At 62.3% G+C, this 19277-nt stretch carries 17 protein-coding genes; 13 read left to right on the forward strand and 4 right to left on the reverse strand.

Features of this window, described 5'->3' with window-relative positions; all coding sequences use genetic code 11:
- Positions 1-23 precede the first annotated feature (23 nt).
- The 5 genes from ssuD (at position 24) to coaA (ending at position 4133) form a co-directional block, all read left to right on the forward strand.
- Positions 24-1172: an FMNH2-dependent alkanesulfonate monooxygenase gene (gene ssuD, locus BLV47_RS00290; RefSeq protein WP_092308561.1), complete on the forward strand. Its 1149-nt coding sequence runs from the start codon at positions 24-26 to the stop codon at positions 1170-1172.
- Between the two features lie 9 nt (positions 1173-1181).
- Positions 1182-1970: an aliphatic sulfonate ABC transporter permease SsuC gene (gene ssuC / locus BLV47_RS00295; RefSeq protein ID WP_092308563.1), complete on the forward strand. Its 789-nt coding sequence runs from the start codon at positions 1182-1184 to the stop codon at positions 1968-1970.
- Positions 1967-2773, forward strand: a complete 807-nt coding sequence (gene ssuB, locus BLV47_RS00300) for an aliphatic sulfonates ABC transporter ATP-binding protein (protein ID WP_016967636.1) — start codon at positions 1967-1969, stop codon at positions 2771-2773. Before ssuC ends, ssuB begins: the two co-directional genes overlap by 4 nt.
- A gap of 109 nt (positions 2774-2882) precedes the next feature.
- Complete coding sequence (locus tag BLV47_RS00305) at positions 2883-3098, forward strand: TOBE domain-containing protein (RefSeq protein WP_011064106.1); 216 nt, start codon at positions 2883-2885, stop codon at positions 3096-3098.
- 117 nt (positions 3099-3215) lie between these two features.
- Positions 3216-4133, forward strand: a complete 918-nt coding sequence (coaA, locus tag BLV47_RS00310; RefSeq protein ID WP_092308565.1) for a type I pantothenate kinase — start codon at positions 3216-3218, stop codon at positions 4131-4133.
- 4 nt (positions 4134-4137) lie between these two features.
- On the opposite strand, the gene BLV47_RS00315 is transcribed toward coaA, so the two are convergent.
- Entirely contained in the window at positions 4138-4776 is a 639-nt protein-coding gene (locus BLV47_RS00315; protein ID WP_092308567.1) for a TetR/AcrR family transcriptional regulator, read from the reverse strand.
- Between the two features lie 132 nt (positions 4777-4908).
- Positions 4909-6285: a glutamine synthetase family protein gene (locus tag BLV47_RS00320; protein ID WP_092308569.1), complete on the reverse strand. Its 1377-nt coding sequence runs from the start codon at positions 6283-6285 to the stop codon at positions 4909-4911.
- A 278-nt stretch (positions 6286-6563) separates the two neighbouring features.
- Here BLV47_RS00320 and BLV47_RS00325 point away from each other — a divergent pair, with 278 nt between their 5' ends.
- The 8 genes from BLV47_RS00325 to BLV47_RS00360 all read left to right on the forward strand — a co-directional run bounded on the left by BLV47_RS00325 (position 6564) and on the right by BLV47_RS00360 (position 15747).
- On the forward strand, positions 6564-7346 hold the full coding sequence (locus BLV47_RS00325; protein WP_092308570.1) for a gamma-glutamyl-gamma-aminobutyrate hydrolase family protein: 783 nt from the start codon (positions 6564-6566) through the stop codon (positions 7344-7346).
- Between the two features lie 38 nt (positions 7347-7384).
- Positions 7385-8743, forward strand: a complete 1359-nt coding sequence (locus BLV47_RS00330) for a glutamine synthetase family protein (RefSeq protein WP_060841608.1) — start codon at positions 7385-7387, stop codon at positions 8741-8743.
- A gap of 56 nt (positions 8744-8799) precedes the next feature.
- A complete protein-coding gene (locus tag BLV47_RS00335) occupies positions 8800-10164 on the forward strand; it encodes an aspartate aminotransferase family protein (RefSeq protein ID WP_092308573.1) in 1365 nt (454 codons plus the stop codon).
- 183 nt (positions 10165-10347) lie between these two features.
- Entirely contained in the window at positions 10348-11445 is a 1098-nt protein-coding gene (locus BLV47_RS00340; protein WP_092308576.1) for a polyamine ABC transporter substrate-binding protein, read from the forward strand.
- A 189-nt stretch (positions 11446-11634) separates the two neighbouring features.
- Positions 11635-12729 (forward strand): polyamine ABC transporter substrate-binding protein, encoded by a 1095-nt coding sequence (locus BLV47_RS00345; RefSeq protein ID WP_092308579.1) that lies wholly within the window; start codon positions 11635-11637, stop codon positions 12727-12729.
- Positions 12730-12800: 71 nt separating this feature from the next.
- A complete protein-coding gene (locus BLV47_RS00350) occupies positions 12801-13943 on the forward strand; it encodes an ABC transporter ATP-binding protein (protein ID WP_092308589.1) in 1143 nt (380 codons plus the stop codon).
- Between the two features lie 35 nt (positions 13944-13978).
- Entirely contained in the window at positions 13979-14860 is an 882-nt protein-coding gene (locus BLV47_RS00355) for an ABC transporter permease subunit (protein ID WP_208605285.1), read from the forward strand.
- Complete coding sequence (locus BLV47_RS00360) at positions 14857-15747, forward strand: ABC transporter permease subunit (RefSeq protein ID WP_092308594.1); 891 nt, start codon at positions 14857-14859, stop codon at positions 15745-15747. The genes BLV47_RS00355 and BLV47_RS00360 overlap by 4 nt, the downstream gene beginning before the upstream one ends.
- A gap of 327 nt (positions 15748-16074) precedes the next feature.
- Here the strand turns inward: BLV47_RS00360 and BLV47_RS00370 are convergent, their stop codons facing one another.
- Both BLV47_RS00370 and BLV47_RS00375 read right to left on the reverse strand, forming a co-directional pair.
- A complete protein-coding gene (locus BLV47_RS00370; RefSeq protein ID WP_092308597.1) occupies positions 16075-18489 on the reverse strand; it encodes a penicillin acylase family protein in 2415 nt (804 codons plus the stop codon).
- A 105-nt stretch (positions 18490-18594) separates the two neighbouring features.
- Positions 18595-19173, reverse strand: coding sequence for a DUF6436 domain-containing protein (locus BLV47_RS00375; RefSeq protein ID WP_092308599.1), 579 nt, complete (start codon positions 19171-19173; stop codon positions 18595-18597).
- Positions 19174-19277 lie beyond the last annotated feature (104 nt).

The raw sequence follows: 19277 nt of genomic DNA on the forward strand, positions 1-19277 counted from the left end.
TCGAACCCTTAGGAGACAACTCCATGAGCCTCAACATCTTCTGGTTTCTGCCCACTCACGGCGACGGCCATTACCTTGGCACCGCCGAAGGCGCTCGCGCCGTGGATCATGCCTACCTGCAACAGATCGCCCAGGCCGCCGACCGCCTGGGCTTTGGTGGCGTGCTGATTCCCACCGGACGCTCCTGCGAGGATTCCTGGCTGGTGGCGGCTTCGCTGATTCCGGTGACCCAGCGCCTGAAGTTCCTGGTCGCCCTGCGCCCCGGGATCATTTCCCCGACGGTGGCGGCGCGCCAGGCTGCGACCCTGGATCGGCTGTCCGGTGGCCGGGCGCTGTTCAACCTGGTGACCGGTGGCGATCCGGACGAGCTGGCCGGTGACGGCCTGTTCCTCGACCATGAAGAGCGTTACCAGGCCTCTGTGGAGTTCACCCGTATCTGGCGCCGGGTGCTGGAAGGCGAAACCGTGGATTACGACGGCCAGCACATCAGTGTGAAGGGCGCCAAGCTGCTCTATCCGCCACTGCAAAAACCCCGTCCGCCGCTGTATTTCGGCGGCTCTTCGGAAGCCGCCCAGGACCTGGCCGCCGAGCAGGTGGAGATGGTCCTGACCTGGGGCGAGCCACCGGCCGCCGTGGCCGAGAAGATCCAGCAGGTGCGCGACAAGGCCGCCAAGCTCGGACGCAGCGTGCGCTTCGGCATCCGCCTGCACGTGATCGTGCGGGAAACCAATGCCGAAGCCTGGCAGGCCGCCGAACGCCTGATTTCCCATCTGGACGACGACACCATCGCCCGGGCTCAGGCATCCCTGGCGCGCTTCGATTCGGTTGGCCAGCAGCGCATGGCGGCCCTGCATGGTGGTCGTCGCGACCGGTTGGAAGTCAGCCCCAATCTCTGGGCCGGCGTCGGTCTGGTACGTGGCGGTGCCGGCACCGCTCTGGTGGGAGACGGCCCTACGGTGGCGGCGCGGATGAAAGAGTACGCGGACCTGGGCATCGATACCTTCATCTTCTCCGGTTATCCACACCTGGAAGAGTCCTATCGCGTGGCCGAGTTACTGTTCCCGCACCTGGATATCGAACGGCCCAAACTGCCTGAAGCGGCCGGTTACGTCAGCCCGTTCGGGGAGATGGTCGCCAACGACATCATTCCCAAAGCCGCGTCCCAGAGCTGAGGTGCGGTCATGAATGGACAACGCATAGTGCAGCGTCTGGCGCCCTGGGGCCTGCCCTTGCTACTGCTCGCGGTGTGGCAGCTGTCGGTGTCGGCGGGGTGGCTCTCGACCCGCATCCTGCCGGCCCCCAGCGCGGTGATCGAAGCCGGGATCAGTCTGGTACGCAGCGGTGATATCTGGACCCACCTGGCCATCAGTGGCTGGCGCGCGGGGCTGGGGTTTGTCATCGGTGGCGGTATCGGCCTGGCCCTGGGCTTCATCACCGGCCTGTCGAAGTGGGGCGAGCGGCTGCTGGACAGCTCGGTGCAGATGATCCGCAACGTGCCGCACCTGGCGCTGATTCCGCTGGTGATCCTGTGGTTCGGCATCGATGAGTCGGCGAAGATTTTCCTGGTGGCCCTGGGCACCCTGTTTCCCATCTACCTCAACACCTACCACGGCATCCGCAACGTCGATCCGGCGCTGGTGGAGATGGCGCGCAGCTATGGCCTGTCCGGCTTTGCGCTGTTTCGCCAGGTGATCCTGCCGGGGGCCTTGCCCTCGATCCTGGTGGGCGTGCGCTTTGCCCTGGGCTTCATGTGGCTGACCCTGATCGTCGCCGAAACCATCTCCGCCAGCTCGGGCATCGGCTACCTGGCGATGAACGCCCGGGAATTCCTACAGACCGACGTGGTGGTGCTGGCCATCGTCATGTACGCAGTGCTCGGCAAGCTGGCGGATCTGGCCGCGCGTGGCCTGGAACGGGTCTGGCTGCGCTGGCATCCGGCCTACCAAGTGGCCAAGGGGGATGCCCAATGACGGCTCAACAACCTCCACGGCTGCTGCGGGGCATTCCCCTGGCCGTGCGCAAACTGCAAAAGACTTTCGGCTCGCGCCAGGTGCTGCGGGAAATCGACCTGCACATTCCCGCCGGCCAGTTCGTCGCGGTGGTGGGGCGCAGCGGTTGCGGCAAGAGCACCTTGCTGCGCCTGCTGGCCGGACTCGACCAGCCTTCGGCCGGGGAGTTGCTGGCGGGCTCCGCGCCCTTGAGCGCCGCCATCGAAGACACCCGGCTGATGTTCCAGGAAGCGCGTTTGCTGCCCTGGAAGAAAGTCATCGACAACGTCGGGCTCGGTCTTGCGGGCAACTGGCGGCCCCAGGCCCTGGAAGCCCTTGAGGCGGTGGGCCTGGCCGATCGCGCCAATGAGTGGCCGGCGGCGCTGTCTGGTGGCCAGAAGCAGCGTGTGGCGCTGGCCCGGGCCCTGATCCATCAACCGCGGCTGTTGCTGCTGGACGAACCGTTGGGGGCGCTGGATGCCCTGACCCGGATCGAGATGCAGCAGTTGATCGAGCGCCTGTGGCAGCAGCACGGTTTTACCGTATTGCTGGTGACCCACGATGTCAGCGAGGCGGTGGCGATTGCCGATCGGGTGATCCTGATCGAGGACGGCGAGGTGGGACTGGACCTGCACGTCGAGCTGCCGCGTCCGCGCGTGCGGGGTTCCCATCGTCTGGCGGCCCTGGAAACCCAAGTCCTCAACCGCGTGCTGTCACTGCCCGGCTCGCCGCCGGAACCGGAACCCGTTTCACCCTTGCCCACGCAGTTGCGTTGGGCGCTCTAGAGCAGCGGCAAGTGTTCAGCTGCAAGCGACAGGCAAGAGCCCCGTGCTCCCGCTTGCCGCTGACCGCTTGAAGCTTGCAGCTCTGTTTTTCGACCCCAGGAGAAATACCATGACTATCAAAGCCATCAACGTACGCAACCAGTTCAAGGGCACCATCAAGGAAATCGTCGAAGGCGACGTGCTCTCGGAAATCGATGTCCAGACCGCTTCCGGGATTGTCACTTCGGTGATCACCACCCGTTCGGTCAAGGAACTGGAACTGTCCATCGGCAGCGAAGTGATTGCCTTTGTGAAGTCCACCGAGGTGTCGATCGCCAAGCTATGAGCGAGGCCAGAGATCAGCCCCGAAGGGTGCGAGCCCTTCGGGGCTTTTTCATGGGCGCTGTAAATACCGGTCAGATTTGATACTTTCCCTGCTTTCGGCAAGACCTGAACAGTAAACATGACAACAGAGCAGGGTCCAAACGCAGGGTATCTGGAGTTCGATCGCGACCACTGGTCGGCGTTACGGGCCGGAGAACCCATGAACCTGTCGCCGTCCGAGATGGACTCGCTGACCAGTCCGACCCAGCCCATGGCGTCTGAAGAGGTGCGGCAGATCCTGCTGCCCCTGTCGCGCCTGCTGCATTTGCATGCGGCCCAGGTGCAGTCGCTCAAGGTGCCCCAGACCGGCTTCAAGGCCCCCTATGTGATCGGTGTGTCCGGCAGCGTGGCGGTGGGCAAGAGCAGTTTTGCCCGGGTCCTGGCGGCGCTCCTGGCCTATTGGCCGGGCAAACCCAATGTGCACCTGGTAACCACGGACTCGTTTCTGTTCCCCCTGGCCACCCTGCAGGAAAAAAACATCCTGCACCGCAAGGGGTTTCCCGAGTCCTACGATGAACCGCTGTTCGTGGATTTTCTCCAGGCCGTGTGCCGCAGGGGCGAGGCGGCGCGGATTCCCATCTATTCCCATGTGCGCTACGACATCCTGGCCGATGAGGCGCAGTCGGTGGAGGCGCCGGACATCATCATCCTCGAAGGCCTGAATGTGCTGCAGGGGGAGCGGGGCCAGGGCTTGAATCCCTTGGACTTCATCGACTTCTCCATTTACGTCGACGCGCCCGAGGAGACGATCAAGGCCTGGTATCTGGAGCGTTTTGTCTATTTGAAGAACACTGCCTTCCAGTCCCGAGACTCCTATTTCAACAAGTACAAGGGGCTCTCGGACCCCGAGGCCTTGTCGATGGCGTCCGATACCTGGGACCGGGTCAACTTGAAGAACCTGCTGGAAAACATTCTGCCCACCCGGGAAAGGGCCAACCTGATCATCCACAAGTCAGCGGATCACAGCATCGACCGGCTGTTGTTGCGCCAGGTCTGAGCCCTCAAAGCGGGGCGGGGCGCTTGGGCAGGTAGGGCGGTAGATAAAGACTCAGGTAGGCATCGAACACGCGCATGCCTTCCTCGGCCATGCGCGGGGTGATCTGCCCGTGCTGCTGCACCGAGCGGGCATACACCCGATCCCCGAGCTCCATGGCCAGGGCGAACACGTCCACGTCGGCGGGCAATCTCGGCAGCTCGAAGTGCTGATTGAACAGTGTGTGCATCAGGTCCCCCAGCTCGAGGTCGTGCTGGCGATCGGCCTGGGTGACCTCGGTCAGCCCGTGCTGGGCGAGGATCAGTTGGCGGGCCGCCGCGTCCGCGCCGTAGATGTCGAGCATGCGCTGTTCCACCAGGCGTGACAGGTCACGCCAGCCCTGGAGTCGCTGGTGGTCGATGGGGGCTTGCAGGCAGGCGCGAAAAGCAGCGTGTACATCGGCGGTCAGGGCCTCCAGCAGGGCCGGGACGCTGGCGAAGAAGTGATAGACCGACGACGGTGGAATCTGCGCCCGTTCGGCCACGCTGTAGATCGACAGGCTGGCCACGCCCTCGCTGGCCAGCAGGGTCCGGGCGGCCTCGAGTATCGAGTCGATCCGGGCCTGGCTGCGTGCACGGGGTTTGCGTAGCGGGGCGGTGCGCGTCATCGGTGTCTCCTACTGGGCAGCGGGCATTGTACGCGACAGTGCGAGGATTCCTGAATCCGCCGGCCATGGATCCGAGGCACAAAAAAACGCCGCGAGCGGTGAGCTACGCGGCGTTTTTTTTGCGACAACCGCTTAGACGGTGTGCAGGTACCAGTTGTACTCGAGGTCGGAGATGGAGTGTTCGAACTCCTCCAGCTCGCTCTCTTTGCAGGCCACGAAGATATCGATGTACTTCGGATCGATGTACTTGGCCATCACTTCACTGTCGTCCAGCTCGCGCAGGGCATCGCGCAAGTTGTTTGGCAGGCTTTGTTCGTTCTGCTCGTAGCTGTTGCCTTCAGTCGGTGCCGGCGGCTCGATCTTGTTGGTCAGGCCGTGGTGCACGCCCGCCAGGACCGAAGCCATCAGCAGGTACGGGTTGGCGTCGGCACCGGCGACCCGGTGCTCGATGCGTACCGCATCAGCGGAACCGGTCGGTACGCGAATGGCCACGGTGCGGTTGTCCAGGCCCCAGCTTGGCGAGTTCGGCACATAGAACTGGGCGCCGAAACGACGGTAGGAGTTGACGTTCGGGCAGAGGAAGGCCATCTGCGCCGGTAGGGTCTCGAGCACACCGCCGATCGCGTGACGCAGTGCGGCGTTCTGCTCGGGATCCTCGCTGGAAAAGATGTTCTTGCCATCTTTGTCCAGAACCGAAATGTGGACGTGCAGACCGTTGCCCGCCTGGCCCGGGTAAGGCTTGGCCATGAAGGTGGTGTCCATCTCATGGTCGTAGGCGATGTTCTTGATCAGGCGCTTGAGCAGTACCGCGTAGTCGCAGGCCTTGATCGGGTCGGCCACGTGGTGCAGGTTGACCTCGAATTGCGCCGGGGCGCTTTCCTTGACGATGGCGTCGGCCGGAATGCCTTGCTCCTTGGCGCCTTCCAGAATGTCCTGGAGGCAGTCGACGTATTCGTCGAGATCGTCGATCAGGTAGACCTGAGTGGAATGCGGACGTTTGCCGGAGATCGGTGAGCGTGGCGGCTGTGGACGGCCGTTCACATTCTCCTGGTCGATCAGGTAGAACTCCAGTTCGAAGGCCGCGCAGATGGTCAGTCCCAGTTCGTCGAACTTGGTCACGACCTGGCGCAGCACTTCCCGTGGATCGGCGAAGAACGGGTCGCCTTCAAGTTCGTGCATGGTCATCAGCAGTTGCGCGGTAGGGCGCTTCTGCCAGGGTTCATTGCACAGGGTATCGGGGATCGGATAGCAGATTCGGTCAGCATCGCCGATGTCCAGGCCCAGGCCGGTGCTTTCCACCGTAGAGCCATTGATATCCAGGGCAAAGAGGGAGGCCGGCAGGTTGATGCCTTTCTCGTAAACCTTGTGGAGGCTGGTGCGTTCGATGCGCTTGCCGCGCACCACACCATTCATATCCGCAATCAGAAGGTCAACGTACAGAACCTCAGGATGTTCCTTAAGGAACGCGTTCGCTTCGTTAAGCTGAACGGCACGCGGGGGTACCGACATGATGCAACACCTTTGTTGTTAAAAATATCAATCATTGATCTTTTCTGGTTTCAGTCAACCCGAACGGCATGCCGAAGTCAAGTAAGGCTCTTTACGCCCTAATAAAGGGCTGGTGAGGCTCTTTTGGGGCAAAACAGGGCATTTTTTGGGACGCGACTGCCTTGGGTAGCGCAGGCTTGAGCGGGCCGTGTTGTATTTTTTACGGGGGTGTTGTGTAAAAAAATGAACAAGGCTAAGCTCGAATCAAACCCATAACAGCAATAATACCGGGGTGTTTCATGTCTCGCCTGCCGTTAATCGGCATCACCGCCTGCTCCAGGCAGATCGGTCTGCATGCTTATCACATCAGTGGCGACGAGTATGTCCAGGCAGTAGCCAGCGCAGCCCAGGGCGTGCCGGTGATTCTTCCGTCCCTGGCGCAGCTGGTTTCCCCGTCCGATATTCTGGACGGTCTGGACGGCATCCTCTTTACCGGCTCTCCCTCCAATATCGAACCTTTCCATTATCAGGGGCCCGCCAGCGCGCCCGGCACTGCTCATGATTCTGCACGGGATGCCGCGACCCTGCCCCTGCTGGACGCCGCCGTTGCCGCGGGCGTTCCCGTACTGGGCATCTGCCGCGGGTTTCAGGAAATGAACGTCGCCCTGGGCGGCAGCCTCCACCAGAACGTGCATGAAGTGCAGCCGTTCATGGACCACCGCCATGATGAAGAGGCCGACCAGCCCCTGGATGCCTGGTACGCACCGGCCCATGACGTGCACGTCCAGGCCGGCGGTGTCCTGGCGGGCCTGGGCCTGCCGCAGACGATCCAGGTCAACTCGATTCATGCTCAAGGCGTTGATCGTCTGGCGCCGGGGCTGCGGGTCGAGGCGCTGGCTGCCGACGGCCTGGTCGAGGCCATTTCGGTCGAGGCCAGCAAGGCTTTTGCGTTGGGGGTGCAATGGCACCCCGAATGGCAGGTAAGCTGCAACCCTCACTACCTGGCCATTTTCCAGGCTTTTGGTGATGCCTGCCGCCAGCGGGCAAAACAACGCGACGCCGAAGCGTCACACAACGCCTGACTTAATAGAGAGTCAGGAAACTCAGCCTAGAGGCATTTATGAGTAACAACCTCGACCAGCTCACCGATTGGTTGAAAGACCACAAGATCACAGAAGTCGAATGCATGATCGGCGACCTGACCGGCATCACCCGGGGCAAGATCTCGCCGACCAACAAGTTCATTGCCGAAAAAGGCATGCGTCTGCCCGAGAGCGTGCTGTTGCAGACCGTGACCGGCGACTATGTCGAAGACGACATCTACTACGAACTGCTGGACCCGGCGGATATCGACATGGTCTGCCGCCCGGACCATAACGCGGTGTACCTGGTGCCCTGGGCCATCGAGCCCACGGCCCAGGTGATCCACGACACCTACGACAAGCAGGGCAACCCCATCGAGCTGTCGCCGCGCAACGTCTTGAAGAAAGTCCTCAAGCTCTACGCCGACCACGGCTGGCAGCCCATCGTGGCGCCGGAGATGGAGTTCTACCTGACCAAGCGCAGTGATGACCCCGACTACCCGCTGCAGCCGCCGATCGGCCGTTCCGGCCGCCCGGAAACCGGTCGTCAGTCGTTCTCCATCGAAGCGGCCAACGAATTCGATCCGCTGTTCGAGGACGTCTACGACTGGTGCGAACTGCAGGAGCTGGACCTGGACACGCTGATCCACGAGGACGGCACGGCGCAGATGGAAATCAACTTCCGTCACGGCGATGCCCTGTCCCTGGCCGACCAGATCCTGGTGTTCAAGCGCACCATGCGCGAAGCCGCGCTCAAGCACGATGTGGCCGCCACCTTCATGGCCAAGCCCATGACCGGCGAGCCCGGCAGTGCCATGCACCTGCACCAGAGCATCATCGACATCAACACCGGCAAGAACGTCTTCTCCAACGAGGACGGGACCATGAGCCAGCTGTTCCTCAACCACATCGGCGGCTTGCAGAAGTTCATCCCCGAGCTGCTGCCGCTGTTCGCGCCCAACGTCAACTCGTTCCGCCGCTTCCTGCCGGACACTTCGGCACCGGTGAACGTCGAGTGGGGCGAAGAGAACCGCACCGTGGGCCTGCGGGTGCCGGATGCCGGTCCGCAGAACCGTCGGGTGGAAAACCGCCTGCCGGGTGCCGATGCCAACCCCTACCTGGCGATCGCCGCCAGTCTGTTGTGTGGCTACATCGGCATGGTCGAGGGCCACAACCCGAGTGCGCCGGTGGTCGGGCGCGGCTATGAACGCCGCAACCTGCGTCTGCCGCTGACCATCGAGGACGCTCTGGAGCGTATGGAGAACAGCAAGACCATCGAGAAGTACCTGGGCCAGAAGTTCATCACCGGCTACGTCGCGGTGAAGCGGGCCGAACATGAAAACTTCAAGCGCGTGATCAGTTCGTGGGAGCGGGAATTCCTGTTGTTCGCCGTCTGATTCGCCGGGCGCCACTGCCCGCCAGTGGCGCCTTCACTGACACTTAGGAGAGATTGATGACTCAAAAAAACCCGCAAACCCGCGAGTGGCAAACCCTCAGCAGTGATCACCACCTGGCGCCCTTCAGTGATTTCAAGCAATTGAAAGAAAAGGGACCGCGGATCATCACCCACGCCAAAGGTGTGTATCTCTGGGACAGTGAAGGCAATCAGATTCTCGACGGCATGGCCGGCCTGTGGTGCGTCGCCATCGGCTATGGCCGTGATGAGCTGGCCGAGGCTGCCAGCCAGCAAATGCGCGAACTGCCGTACTACAACCTGTTCTTCCAGACTGCGCATCCGCCGGTGCTGGAGTTATCCAAGGTGATTGCCGAGATCGCGCCGCAAGGCATGAACCATGTGTTCTTCACCGGTTCCGGTTCCGAAGGCAACGACACCATGCTGCGCATGGTCCGCCATTACTGGGCGATCAAGGGCCAGCCGAACAAGAAAACCATCATCAGCCGGGTCAATGGCTACCACGGCTCCACCGTGGCCGGCGCCAGCCTCGGCGGCATGACCTACATGCACGAACAGGGCGACTTGCCGATCCCGGGCATCGTCCACATCCCGCAACCCTACTGGTTCGGCGAGGGCGGCGACATGAGCCCCGACGAGTTCGGCATCTGGGCGGCCAATCAACTGGAAGAAAAGATCCTGGAACTGGGCGTGGACAACGTCGGTGCCTTTATCGCCGAGCCGATCCAGGGCGCCGGTGGCGTGATCGTGCCGCCAGACAGCTACTGGCCGCGGATCAAGGAAATTCTCGCCAAGTACGACATCCTGTTCGTCGCCGACGAGGTGATCTGTGGCTTTGGTCGTACCGGTGAGTGGTTCGGTAGCGATTTCTACGACCTCAAGCCCGACATGATGACCATCGCCAAGGGCCTGACTTCCGGCTACATCCCCATGGGTGGCCTGATCGTGCGTGACGAAGTGGTGGCGGTGCTCAACGAGGGCGGCGACTTCAACCACGGTTTCACCTATTCCGGGCATCCGGTAGCCGCTGCCGTGGCCCTGGAGAACATCCGCATCATGCGCGAGGAAAAAATTATCCAGCGCGTCCATGAAAAAACGGCACCTTATTTGCAGAAACGTCTGCGTGAGCTGAGCGACCATCCGTTGGTGGGCGAGGTTCGCGGGGTTGGTCTGCTGGGGGCGATCGAGCTGGTCAAGGACAAGGCCACCCGGGCGCGCTATCAGGGCCGGGGCGTGGGCATGATCTGTCGCCAGTTCTGTTTCGACAACGGCCTGATCATGCGTGCCGTGGGCGACACCATGATCATTGCCCCGCCGCTGGTGATCAGCGAAGCGGAGATCGACGAGCTGGTAGCCAAGGCGCGCAAGTGCCTGGACCTGACCTTGAGTGCCCTGCAGGGCTGAGTGCTAGGCTTTGAGCGCGGTGCTTGCGGGCACCCTGTTCGAAGCAGGCATAAAGGCCGGTCTTTCCTTGAAAGCCGGCCTTGGATCTTGCCAGACTACCCGCCGTTTTGGTTGCCCGGATATTGGCCGCTGAACGAGTGGTTAAAAAGAATAATTGGAGCATTACGCATGAAGGCATTAGGTATGAAGTTAGCTGGCAAGACCCTCCTCGCCATGTCCCTGATGGGCGTGATGGCGGCGGCAGCACAAGCGGACGATAAAGTACTGCACGTTTACAACTGGTCCGATTACATCGCTCCGGACACCATCAAGAAGTTTGAAGCCGAGTCGGGCATCAAAGTGGTCTACGACGTGTTCGACAGCAACGAAACCCTGGAAGCCAAGTTGCTCGCCGGCAAATCCGGTTACGACGTGGTAGTGCCTTCCAACAACTTCCTGGCCAAGCAGATCAAGGCCGGCGTCTATCAGGAACTGGACAAGTCCAAGCTGCCGAACTGGAAGAACCTCAACGAATCGCTGCTCAAGGCGGTATCGGTGAGCGACCCGGGCAACAAGCACGCTTTCCCTTACATGTGGGGCTCGATCGGCATCGGTTTCAATGCCGAGAAGGTCAAGGCGGTATTGGGCGCCGACGCACCGACCAACTCCTGGGACCTGCTGTTCAAGCCGGAAAATGCCGAGAAGTTGAAGGCCTGCGGCGTCAGCTTCCTCGACTCGCCAACCGAAATGATTCCGGTGGCGCTGCACTACCTGGGCTACCCGACCGACAGCCAGGACAAGAAGCAACTGGACGAAGCCGAGAAGCTGTTCCTCAAGATCCGTCCTTCGATCGCCTACTTCCACTCGTCCAAGTACATCTCCGACCTGGCTAACGGCAACATCTGCGTCGCCGTCGGCTACTCGGGCGATATCTACCAGGCCAAGGCCCGTGCTGCCGAAGCCGGCGACAAGGTCAAGGTCAGCTACAACATTCCGAAAGAAGGTGCTGGCAGCTTCTACGACATGGTCGCCATCCCTAAAGACGCCGAAAACGTCGAAGGCGCCTACAAGTTCATGACCTTCCTGCAAAAGCCTGAAGTCATGGCCGAAATCACCAACGCCGTGCGTTTCCCCAACGGTAACGCGGCTGCAACCCCGTTGGTCGATAAAGACATCACCAGCGACCCGGGCGTTTACCCGCCAGCTGAAGTCCAGGCCAAGCTGTACGCGATTGCCGACCTGCCGGCCGCGACCCAGCGCATCCTGACCCGCAGCTGGACCAAGATCAAATCCGGCAAATAAGTCGATTTGCAGCACTACCTGTTGCCGTCGTCATGGCGAGGGCGGCAACAGGAAACAATTAAATGACAGAAAGTTTTGCTGGATTGGTTTATCGAGGGTAAGTTGCGCGCCGGTTTTGTTGCTGGGCAGCTCGGAGGCTGTCAGGTAGCGCGGGGCAACTTGGGCCCAACTATTGAAGAGGACCTCCACTTGCCTATTTCTTTATTTCGCAAAGCCATGCTGGTCGCCGCCAGCCTGACGCTGGTGGCTGGCGTCCAGGCTGCACCGTCCGTGCATATTTATAACTGGTCCGACTACATCGGGAAAAACACCCTGGCCGAGTTTGAAAAGGCCACGGGTATCAAGCCGGTGTATGACGTTTTTGATTCCAACGAAACCCTGGAAGGCAAGTTGCTGGCCGGCCGCACCGGTTATGACGTGGTGGTGCCGTCCAACCACTTCCTGGGCAAGCAGATCAAGGCCGGCGCGTTCCAGAAACTCGACAAGAGCCTGCTGCCCAACTATTCGAATCTCGACCCGGCGCTGCTCAAGCGCCTGGAAATGAACGACCCGGGCAACCAGTACGCGGTGCCGTACCTGTGGGGCACCAACGGCATCGGCTACAACGTCGACAAGGTCAAGGCTGTCCTGGGCGTGGACAAGATCGACTCCTGGAGCGTGCTGTTCGAGCCGGAGAACATCAAGAAGCTCAACAGCTGCGGCGTAGCCTTCCTCGACTCCGCCGATGAGATGATGCCCACGGTCCTCAATTACCTGGGCCTGGATGCCAACAGCACCAACCCCCAGGACTACAAGAAGGCCGAGGCCAAGTTGCTGGCGGTGCGTCCCTACGTGACCTACTTCCATTCGTCCAAGTACATCTCGGACCTGGCCAACGGCAACATCTGCGTGGCCATCGGCTTTTCCGGCGACGTGTTCCAGGCCAAGGCCCGGGCCGCCGACGCCGGCAAGGGCGTGAACATTGCCTACGCCATTCCGAAGGAAGGGGGAGCCCTGTGGTTCGACATGCTGGCGATCCCCAAGGATTCGACCAACGTCAAGCAAGCCCACGCCTTCATCAACTACGTACTGCAGCCTGAGGTGATTGCCCAGGTCAGTGACTATGTCGGTTATGCCAACCCCAACCCCGGGTCGGACAAGCTGATGGAGCAGTCCATTCGCACCGACGAAGCGGTTTATCCACCGCAGGCCGTGCTCGACAAGACCTACGTGTCCATCGAGTTGCCAGCCAATATCCAACGCTTGATGACCCGCAGCTGGACCAAGGTCAAGACGGGTAAATAGTTCCACAGGCTCAAACTATCCAAGGTCCGCCCGCGTGGGGCGGGCTGCAAATTTTGTTGGGAGTTTCGCAAATGGCAGTTGCCTCCGGCGCCTATAAGAAAGCCCTCGAGGGCGACCAGACACCTAAGCAGGTGCTGGTCAAGATCGACCGGGTCACGAAGAAGTTCGACGAGACGGTTGCCGTGGACGATGTGTCCCTGGAAATCAAGAAGGGCGAGATCTTCGCCCTGCTCGGCGGTTCGGGTTCGGGCAAGTCCACCTTGCTGCGGATGCTGGCCGGTTTCGAACGGCCAACGGAGGGGCGAATCTTCCTCGATGGCGTGGACATCACTGACATGCCGCCCTACGAGCGGCCGATCAACATGATGTTCCAGTCCTACGCGCTGTTCCCGCACATGACCGTGGCCCAGAACATCGCCTTCGGCCTCAAGCAGGACAAGATCCCGCCGGCGGAAATCGACGCGCGGGTGGCAGAAATGCTCAAGCTGGTGCAGATGAGCCAGTACGCCAAGCGCAAGCCGCACCAGCTGTCCGGTGGCCAGCGCCAGCGCGTGGCCCTGGCCCGTTCCCTGGCCAAGCGTCCGAAGTTGTTGCTGCTGGACGAACCCATGGGCGCGCTGGACAAGAAACTGCGTTCGCAGATGCAGCTGGAACTGGTGGAAATCATCGAGCGCGTTGGCGTGACCTGCGTGATGGTGACCCACGACCAGGAAGAAGCCATGACCATGGCTGAACGCATCGCCATCATGCACCTGGGCTGGATCGCCCAGATCGGCAGCCCGATCGACATCTATGAAACCCCGGTCAGCCGCCTGGTCTGCGAATTCATCGGCAACGTCAACATCTTCGAGGGTGAAGTGGTGGACGATGCCGAAGGCCACGCCTTGATCACCTGCAAGGACCTGGATCGCAACATCTACGTTGGCCACGGCATCAGTACCTCGGTGCAGGACAAGTCGGTGACCTACGCGATTCGCCCCGAGAAGCTGCTGGTCACCGCCGAAATGCCGACCTGCGAGAACAACTGGTCCAGCGGCAAGGTGCATGACATCGCCTACCTGGGCGGGCATTCGGTGTTCTATGTCGAGCTACCGAGCGGCAAGCTGGTGCAGTCCTTCGTCGCCAACGCCGAGCGCCGTGGCGCGCGGCCGACCTGGGGTGACCAGGTCTACGTCTGGTGGGAAGACGACAGCGGCGTGGTACTGCGCTCATGAACATGCGAAAGCTCAAGCGCCGACTCAATCGAATAATTCCCGGTGGCCGTCAGATGGTCATCGGGGTTCCGTTCGTCTGGCTGTTCCTGTTCTTCATGCTGCCGTTCTTCATCGTCCTGAAGATCAGCTTCGCCGAAGCGGACGTGGCCATTCCGCCGTACACCGAGATCTACAGCTACGTCGACCAGAAGCTCCAGGTGCTGCTCAACCTGGGCAACTACGCCATGCTGGGGGACGACGAGCTGTACATCGCCGCCTACCTCGGCTCGCTGAAGATGGCGTTCTTCAGCACTATCCTCTGCCTGCTGATCGGCTACCCGATGGCCTATGCCATCGCCAGTGCCCGCAAAGAGCTGCAGACCGTGCTGGTGCTGCTGATCATGATGCCGACCTGGACCGCGATCCTGATCCGCGTCTATGCCTGGATGGGCATCCTCAGCAACAACGGCCTGCTCAACGGCTTCCTGCTGTCCATGGGCTGGATCAACGAGCCGCTACAGATCCTCAACACCAACATCGCGGTGTACATCGGCGTGGTCTATTCCTACCTGCCGTTCATGATCCTGCCGCTGTACGCCAACCTGGTGAAGCACGACACCAGCCTGCTGGAGGCCGCTGCCGACCTGGGCTCGAGTACCTTCAACAGCTTCTGGAAGATCACCGTGCCGCTGTCCAAGAACGGCATCATCGCCGGCTGCATGCTGGTGTTCATCCCGGTGGTGGGCGAGTTCGTGATTCCTGAACTGCTGGGCGGCCCGGAAACCCTGATGATCGGCAAGGTGCTGTGGCAAGAGTTCTTCAACAACCGTGACTGGCCGGTGGCGTCCGCCCTGGCGGTGGTGATGCTGGCGATCCTGATTGTGCCGATCATCCTGTTCAACCGCAGTCAGGCCAAGGAAATGGAGGGCAAGGAATGAAGCGCTTCAGTTTCTCCAGCCTGATGCTGGTGTTGGGCCTGTTGTTCATCTACCTGCCGATGCTGATCCTGGTGATCTACTCGTTCAACGCCTCGAAACTGGTGACCGTTTGGGGCGGCTGGTCGATCAACTGGTACATCGGCCTGCTGGACAACACCCAGCTGATGGGCTCGGTGGTGCGTTCCCTGGAGATCGCCTGCTACACCGCCGTGGCGGCGGTGGCCCTGGGCACCCTGGCGGCGTTCGTGCTGACCCGGATCACCCACTTCAAGGGCCGCACCCTGTTCGGTGGCCTGGTGACCGCGCCGCTGGTGATGCCCGAGGTGATCACCGGTCTGTCCTTGCTGCTGCTGTTCGTGGCCATGGCTCAGGCTGTGGGCTGGCCGCAGGAGCGCGGCATCGTCACCATCTGGATCGCCCACACCACGTTCTGCGCGGCCTATGTGGCGGTGGTGGTGTCGGCTCGCCTGCGCGAGCTGGACCTGTCCATCGAAGAGGCGGCCATGGACCTGGGGGCGCGGCCGTGGAAGGTGTTCTTCCTGATCACCATCCCGATGATCGCGCCCTCGCTGGCGGCCGGCGGCATGATGTCCTTTGCCCTGTCCCTGGATGACCTGGTGCTGGCCAGTTTCGTTTCCGGCCCGGGTTCCACCACCTTGCCGATGGAAGTGTTCTCGGCGGTGCGCCTGGGGGTCAAACCAGAGATCAACGCCGTGGCCAGCCTGATCCTGCTGGCGGTGTCCCTGGTGACCTTCCTGGTCTGGTTCTTCAGCCGTCGCGCCGAAGAATCCCGCAAGCGGGCGATCCAGCAGGCCATCGAAGAAAGCGCCGCCGACTCGTGGAAGCAGCCGGACGTGCGTCGGGCCCAGGCATCGGAAACCGTCTGACCTTCGTCGTGCCACCCAAAACCTCGCCCCGTTACCGGGAGCGAGGTTTTTTATTGCCTGGAGCCGCCCGTCACGCTGTAGGAGCCGGCTTGCCGGCGAAGGCGTTCGTGGGTTGTATGCAGGGCTTGCGGGCTTCTTCGCTGGCAAGCCAGCTCCTACAGTTGGCTTGCGTAGGAGCCGGCTTGCCGGCGAAGGCGTTCGTGGGTTGTATGCAGGACTTGCGGGCCTCTTCGCTGGCGAGCCAGCTCCTACAGTTGGCTTGCGTAGGAGCCGGCTTGCCGGCGAGGGCGTTCGTGAGTGGTATGCAGGGCTTGCGGGCTTAGCCAGCTACGGGGCGGGGCGGCGCGCCGGCAGCAGCTTCAGGGTGCTGCGGGTGTTGGCGGTGACTTCCTCTTCGCTGAAGTGGGCCTGTTGGTAGACGCCCTCGATGTAGGCCTCTGCCTGGTCGTCGTAGTGCTTGTCGAACAGCACGCCGCTCTGACCCACCGGGTTGATGGTCAGGCTGTGGGCCGGGTCGGCGAAGTCGATGATGCGTCGGGTCGAGGGGCCGTAGACCACCGACCAGGGCGCCGGGCCGATCTTGGCAGTGAGGTTGTTCGGCACCTCATGGCTGCCGGGAGCGTCCAGGGGGCCGACGTTGAATACCCGGTCCAGAGGCTTCTGCATCCCCAGGGGATGGCCGTGGGTCAGGGTGTGAGCGCTGCCCCAGCGCCACTGCGCCGGGTTGGCGCCGAGGGTCAGGCGCAGGTGGTCGATGCTGGCGCGCCAGGCCAGCTTGACCGTGTCGGCCCGGCTTTCACGCTGTGGCGTGGTGCGGTTGTCCCACCAGGGCGAGTCGGGATCGGCCGCCAGCCGGGGCAGGGCGGCATCCACCACCCGGGCCTGGATCAGCGCGTCGAAGTAGGCGTCACCGAGTTTTTCATGGAAAGTGGCGTTGGCCAGCTCGAACAGGAACTGGTTGAACAGGGTGGCGCTGGTGGAGTCCAGCGGGTAGTCGCCCGGCCACTTGGCCAGTTGCTCCACCAGCTTCAGTTCTTCGGGGGCGCCGACCACTTCCCGCAACACGGGCAGCAGCGGTGCCAGCAGGCGCGGGCCGTAGGCGGTGGTCGTGCCCAGCTGCAGCCTCTGAGTGTTTTCCAGGTCCCATTTCACGCTCTTGTCGCTGAGCTGGCGATCCAGTTGCTGGCCGCGGTCGGCGAGGTTGTAGTAGCCGGGAATCTCCATGCCGGTAGGGGACACCGGTTGGAAGTTGGCCGAGACGATGTAGCCCCGGGGCGGGTTCTCTTCCTGGGGGTTGGCGCTGAAGGGATAGAAGCCTTCCTTGTCGGCCATGCTTGTACTGCCATCGAGTATGAACGCCGGCTTGGCCCCGGCCGGGCGCTTGGGCAGCAGCGCCGCCGCCCACCAGCCGATATCGCCCTTGGCGTTGGCCCAGATGATGTTCAGGCCGGGAGCATGGACCTTGGCCGCTGCAGCGCGGGCCTTGGCCAGGGTGTCGGCGCGGTTGAGCTGGTAGAAACCGTCGAGGATCGGGTTCGGGGTTTCCAGGAAACCCCACCACATGGCCACCGGAGCCTTGCCCACGGTGGTGCCGAGCATGTCGTTGATGATCGGCCCGTGGGGCGAGCGGCGCAGGGTCAGGGTGACCGGGGACTGGCCCTTGACCGCGATCTGCTGCTCGCTGCTGATCAGGTCGACCCACTGGTCACGGAACCAGACCTGATTGGCGTTTTGCGGGTTGACCTTCTCGGCGATCAGGTCGAGATCGTCGTTCTGGAACATGGTCAGGCTCCAGCCGAAATCCAGGTTGTGGCCGAGGAAGGCGAAGGGCACCAGGGCCTGATGATGGCCATAGAGCTCGAAGCCCGGCGCCGACAGCTGCGCCTCGTACCACACCGACGGCAGGGAATAGCGGATGTGCGGGTCGCCGGCCAGCAGGGGGCGGCCGCTCCTGGTCCGCGTACCGGCCACGGCCCAGGCGTTGCTGCCTTCGAATTGCGGTAGCCCGGCGTCGCTCAGGGCATCCTGGCTCAGGCGGGAGATTCGGCCCAGGTCCTGCCAGTCGACGGCGGCCAGGGGCAGCGCCGTCTGTGGCTTGCCCTTGGCCAGCACGCCCTTGGGTTGCCAGTCGAGGTCGAAGACTTTCAGGTAATCGTTGCCCAGCTGATCGCGGATGTAGGTCAGGAGCGGTTCGGTACGAAAGGCCATGGCGAAGCTGTAGGCCATGAAGCCGGCGACGCTGACGGTGTCCTCGGCGGTGAACGGGCGCTTATGGATGCCCAGGGCATCGAACTCCATGGGGCTGGCATGGCTGTCCTGATATTGGTTGATGCCGTCCAGATAGGCTTCCAGGGCCTTCCACGCCGGAGACTGACGGTCCAGGCCGGCCACGTAGCTGTCGGCGCGCTCGCGGATGCGCAGGCTGCGGAACAGCTTGTCGGTGTCCAGCAGCTTGGGGCCGAGGATTTCTGCCAGCTCACCCCGGGACAGGCGGCGCAGCATTTCCATCTGGAACAGCCGGTCCTGGGCGTGGACGTAACCCAGGGCGCGATACAGGTCGGCTTCGTTTTCCGCACGGATGTGCGGTACCCCGCGCTCGTCGTAGCGCACGGTCACCGAACCCTGCAGGCCACGGATTTCCACCTGGCCCTGACGCGTCGGCTGCTTGCTGTACAGATAGCCGGCGGCACCCGCCAGCAGGGCGAGGATCAGAACGGCGACCAGGGTCAGGCTGCGTTTCATGCGGGCTCCTTGCTGTTGTTGTCAGTGCCGCCTTGAGAGCTGCAGAGATTTAGCACAAGTCTTGGGCCGCGGTCAGGAGGCGGTCCTTGAATAGTCGCGAATGCCCTAGTGGGTATTGGTCGGCCAGGGACAATAGCAGCCTACCGCCAGGGTATGGGTGGCATTGATCTGGCGATCGCTGGCCAAGGCCTGGAGGATGGGCTCGATGAAGCTGTTGCTGGAGTTGCAGGTCAGGCCCTCGCTGTAGGGCCCGAAGTAGGCCAGCTTGCCGTTGCGATCCCAGATCGCCACCGCCGGACTGGCGGGGATCTGTTCGGCGCCGGGCAGGTGGTCGAGGGCTTTCAGGGCGCTCAGGGTCGCGGGCAACTGGCCGTGACTGCCGGGTTTCTGCACCGAGTAGAACTCCACGCCTTGCGGGCCATAGGTGGCAATCAGTTCGGCCAGGTGCTGCTGGTTGCCGACGTTGCAGGGGCAGGCCGGGTCCCAGAAATGCACCAGGCGAATGGCCCCGGAGCCGGCCAGTTCGGCGGGCAGTTGCAGCGGGTCGCCGGAAAATACCGCGGTGTGTTCACTGAACGCCCGCAGATAGCGGCCCTGGAACCAGTCGTAGGCGCTCCACAGCACAACGGCGCATATCAGGACGAGCAGGCTGGCAAGCAGGGGCGTGCGGTAAGAGTGGCGCATTGAGATCGGTCCTCGAAGGTCGCGTAGCTTGCCATGCTTGTCGCGACAGATGAATATCGCAGGCCCAGAAAGCCCGTTTTGTCCCAATGCCCTCCGTTTTGGAA

The sequence above is a fragment of the Pseudomonas saponiphila genome (genome assembly GCF_900105185.1).
In the GTDB taxonomy this organism is placed as follows: domain Bacteria; phylum Pseudomonadota; class Gammaproteobacteria; order Pseudomonadales; family Pseudomonadaceae; genus Aquipseudomonas; species Aquipseudomonas saponiphila.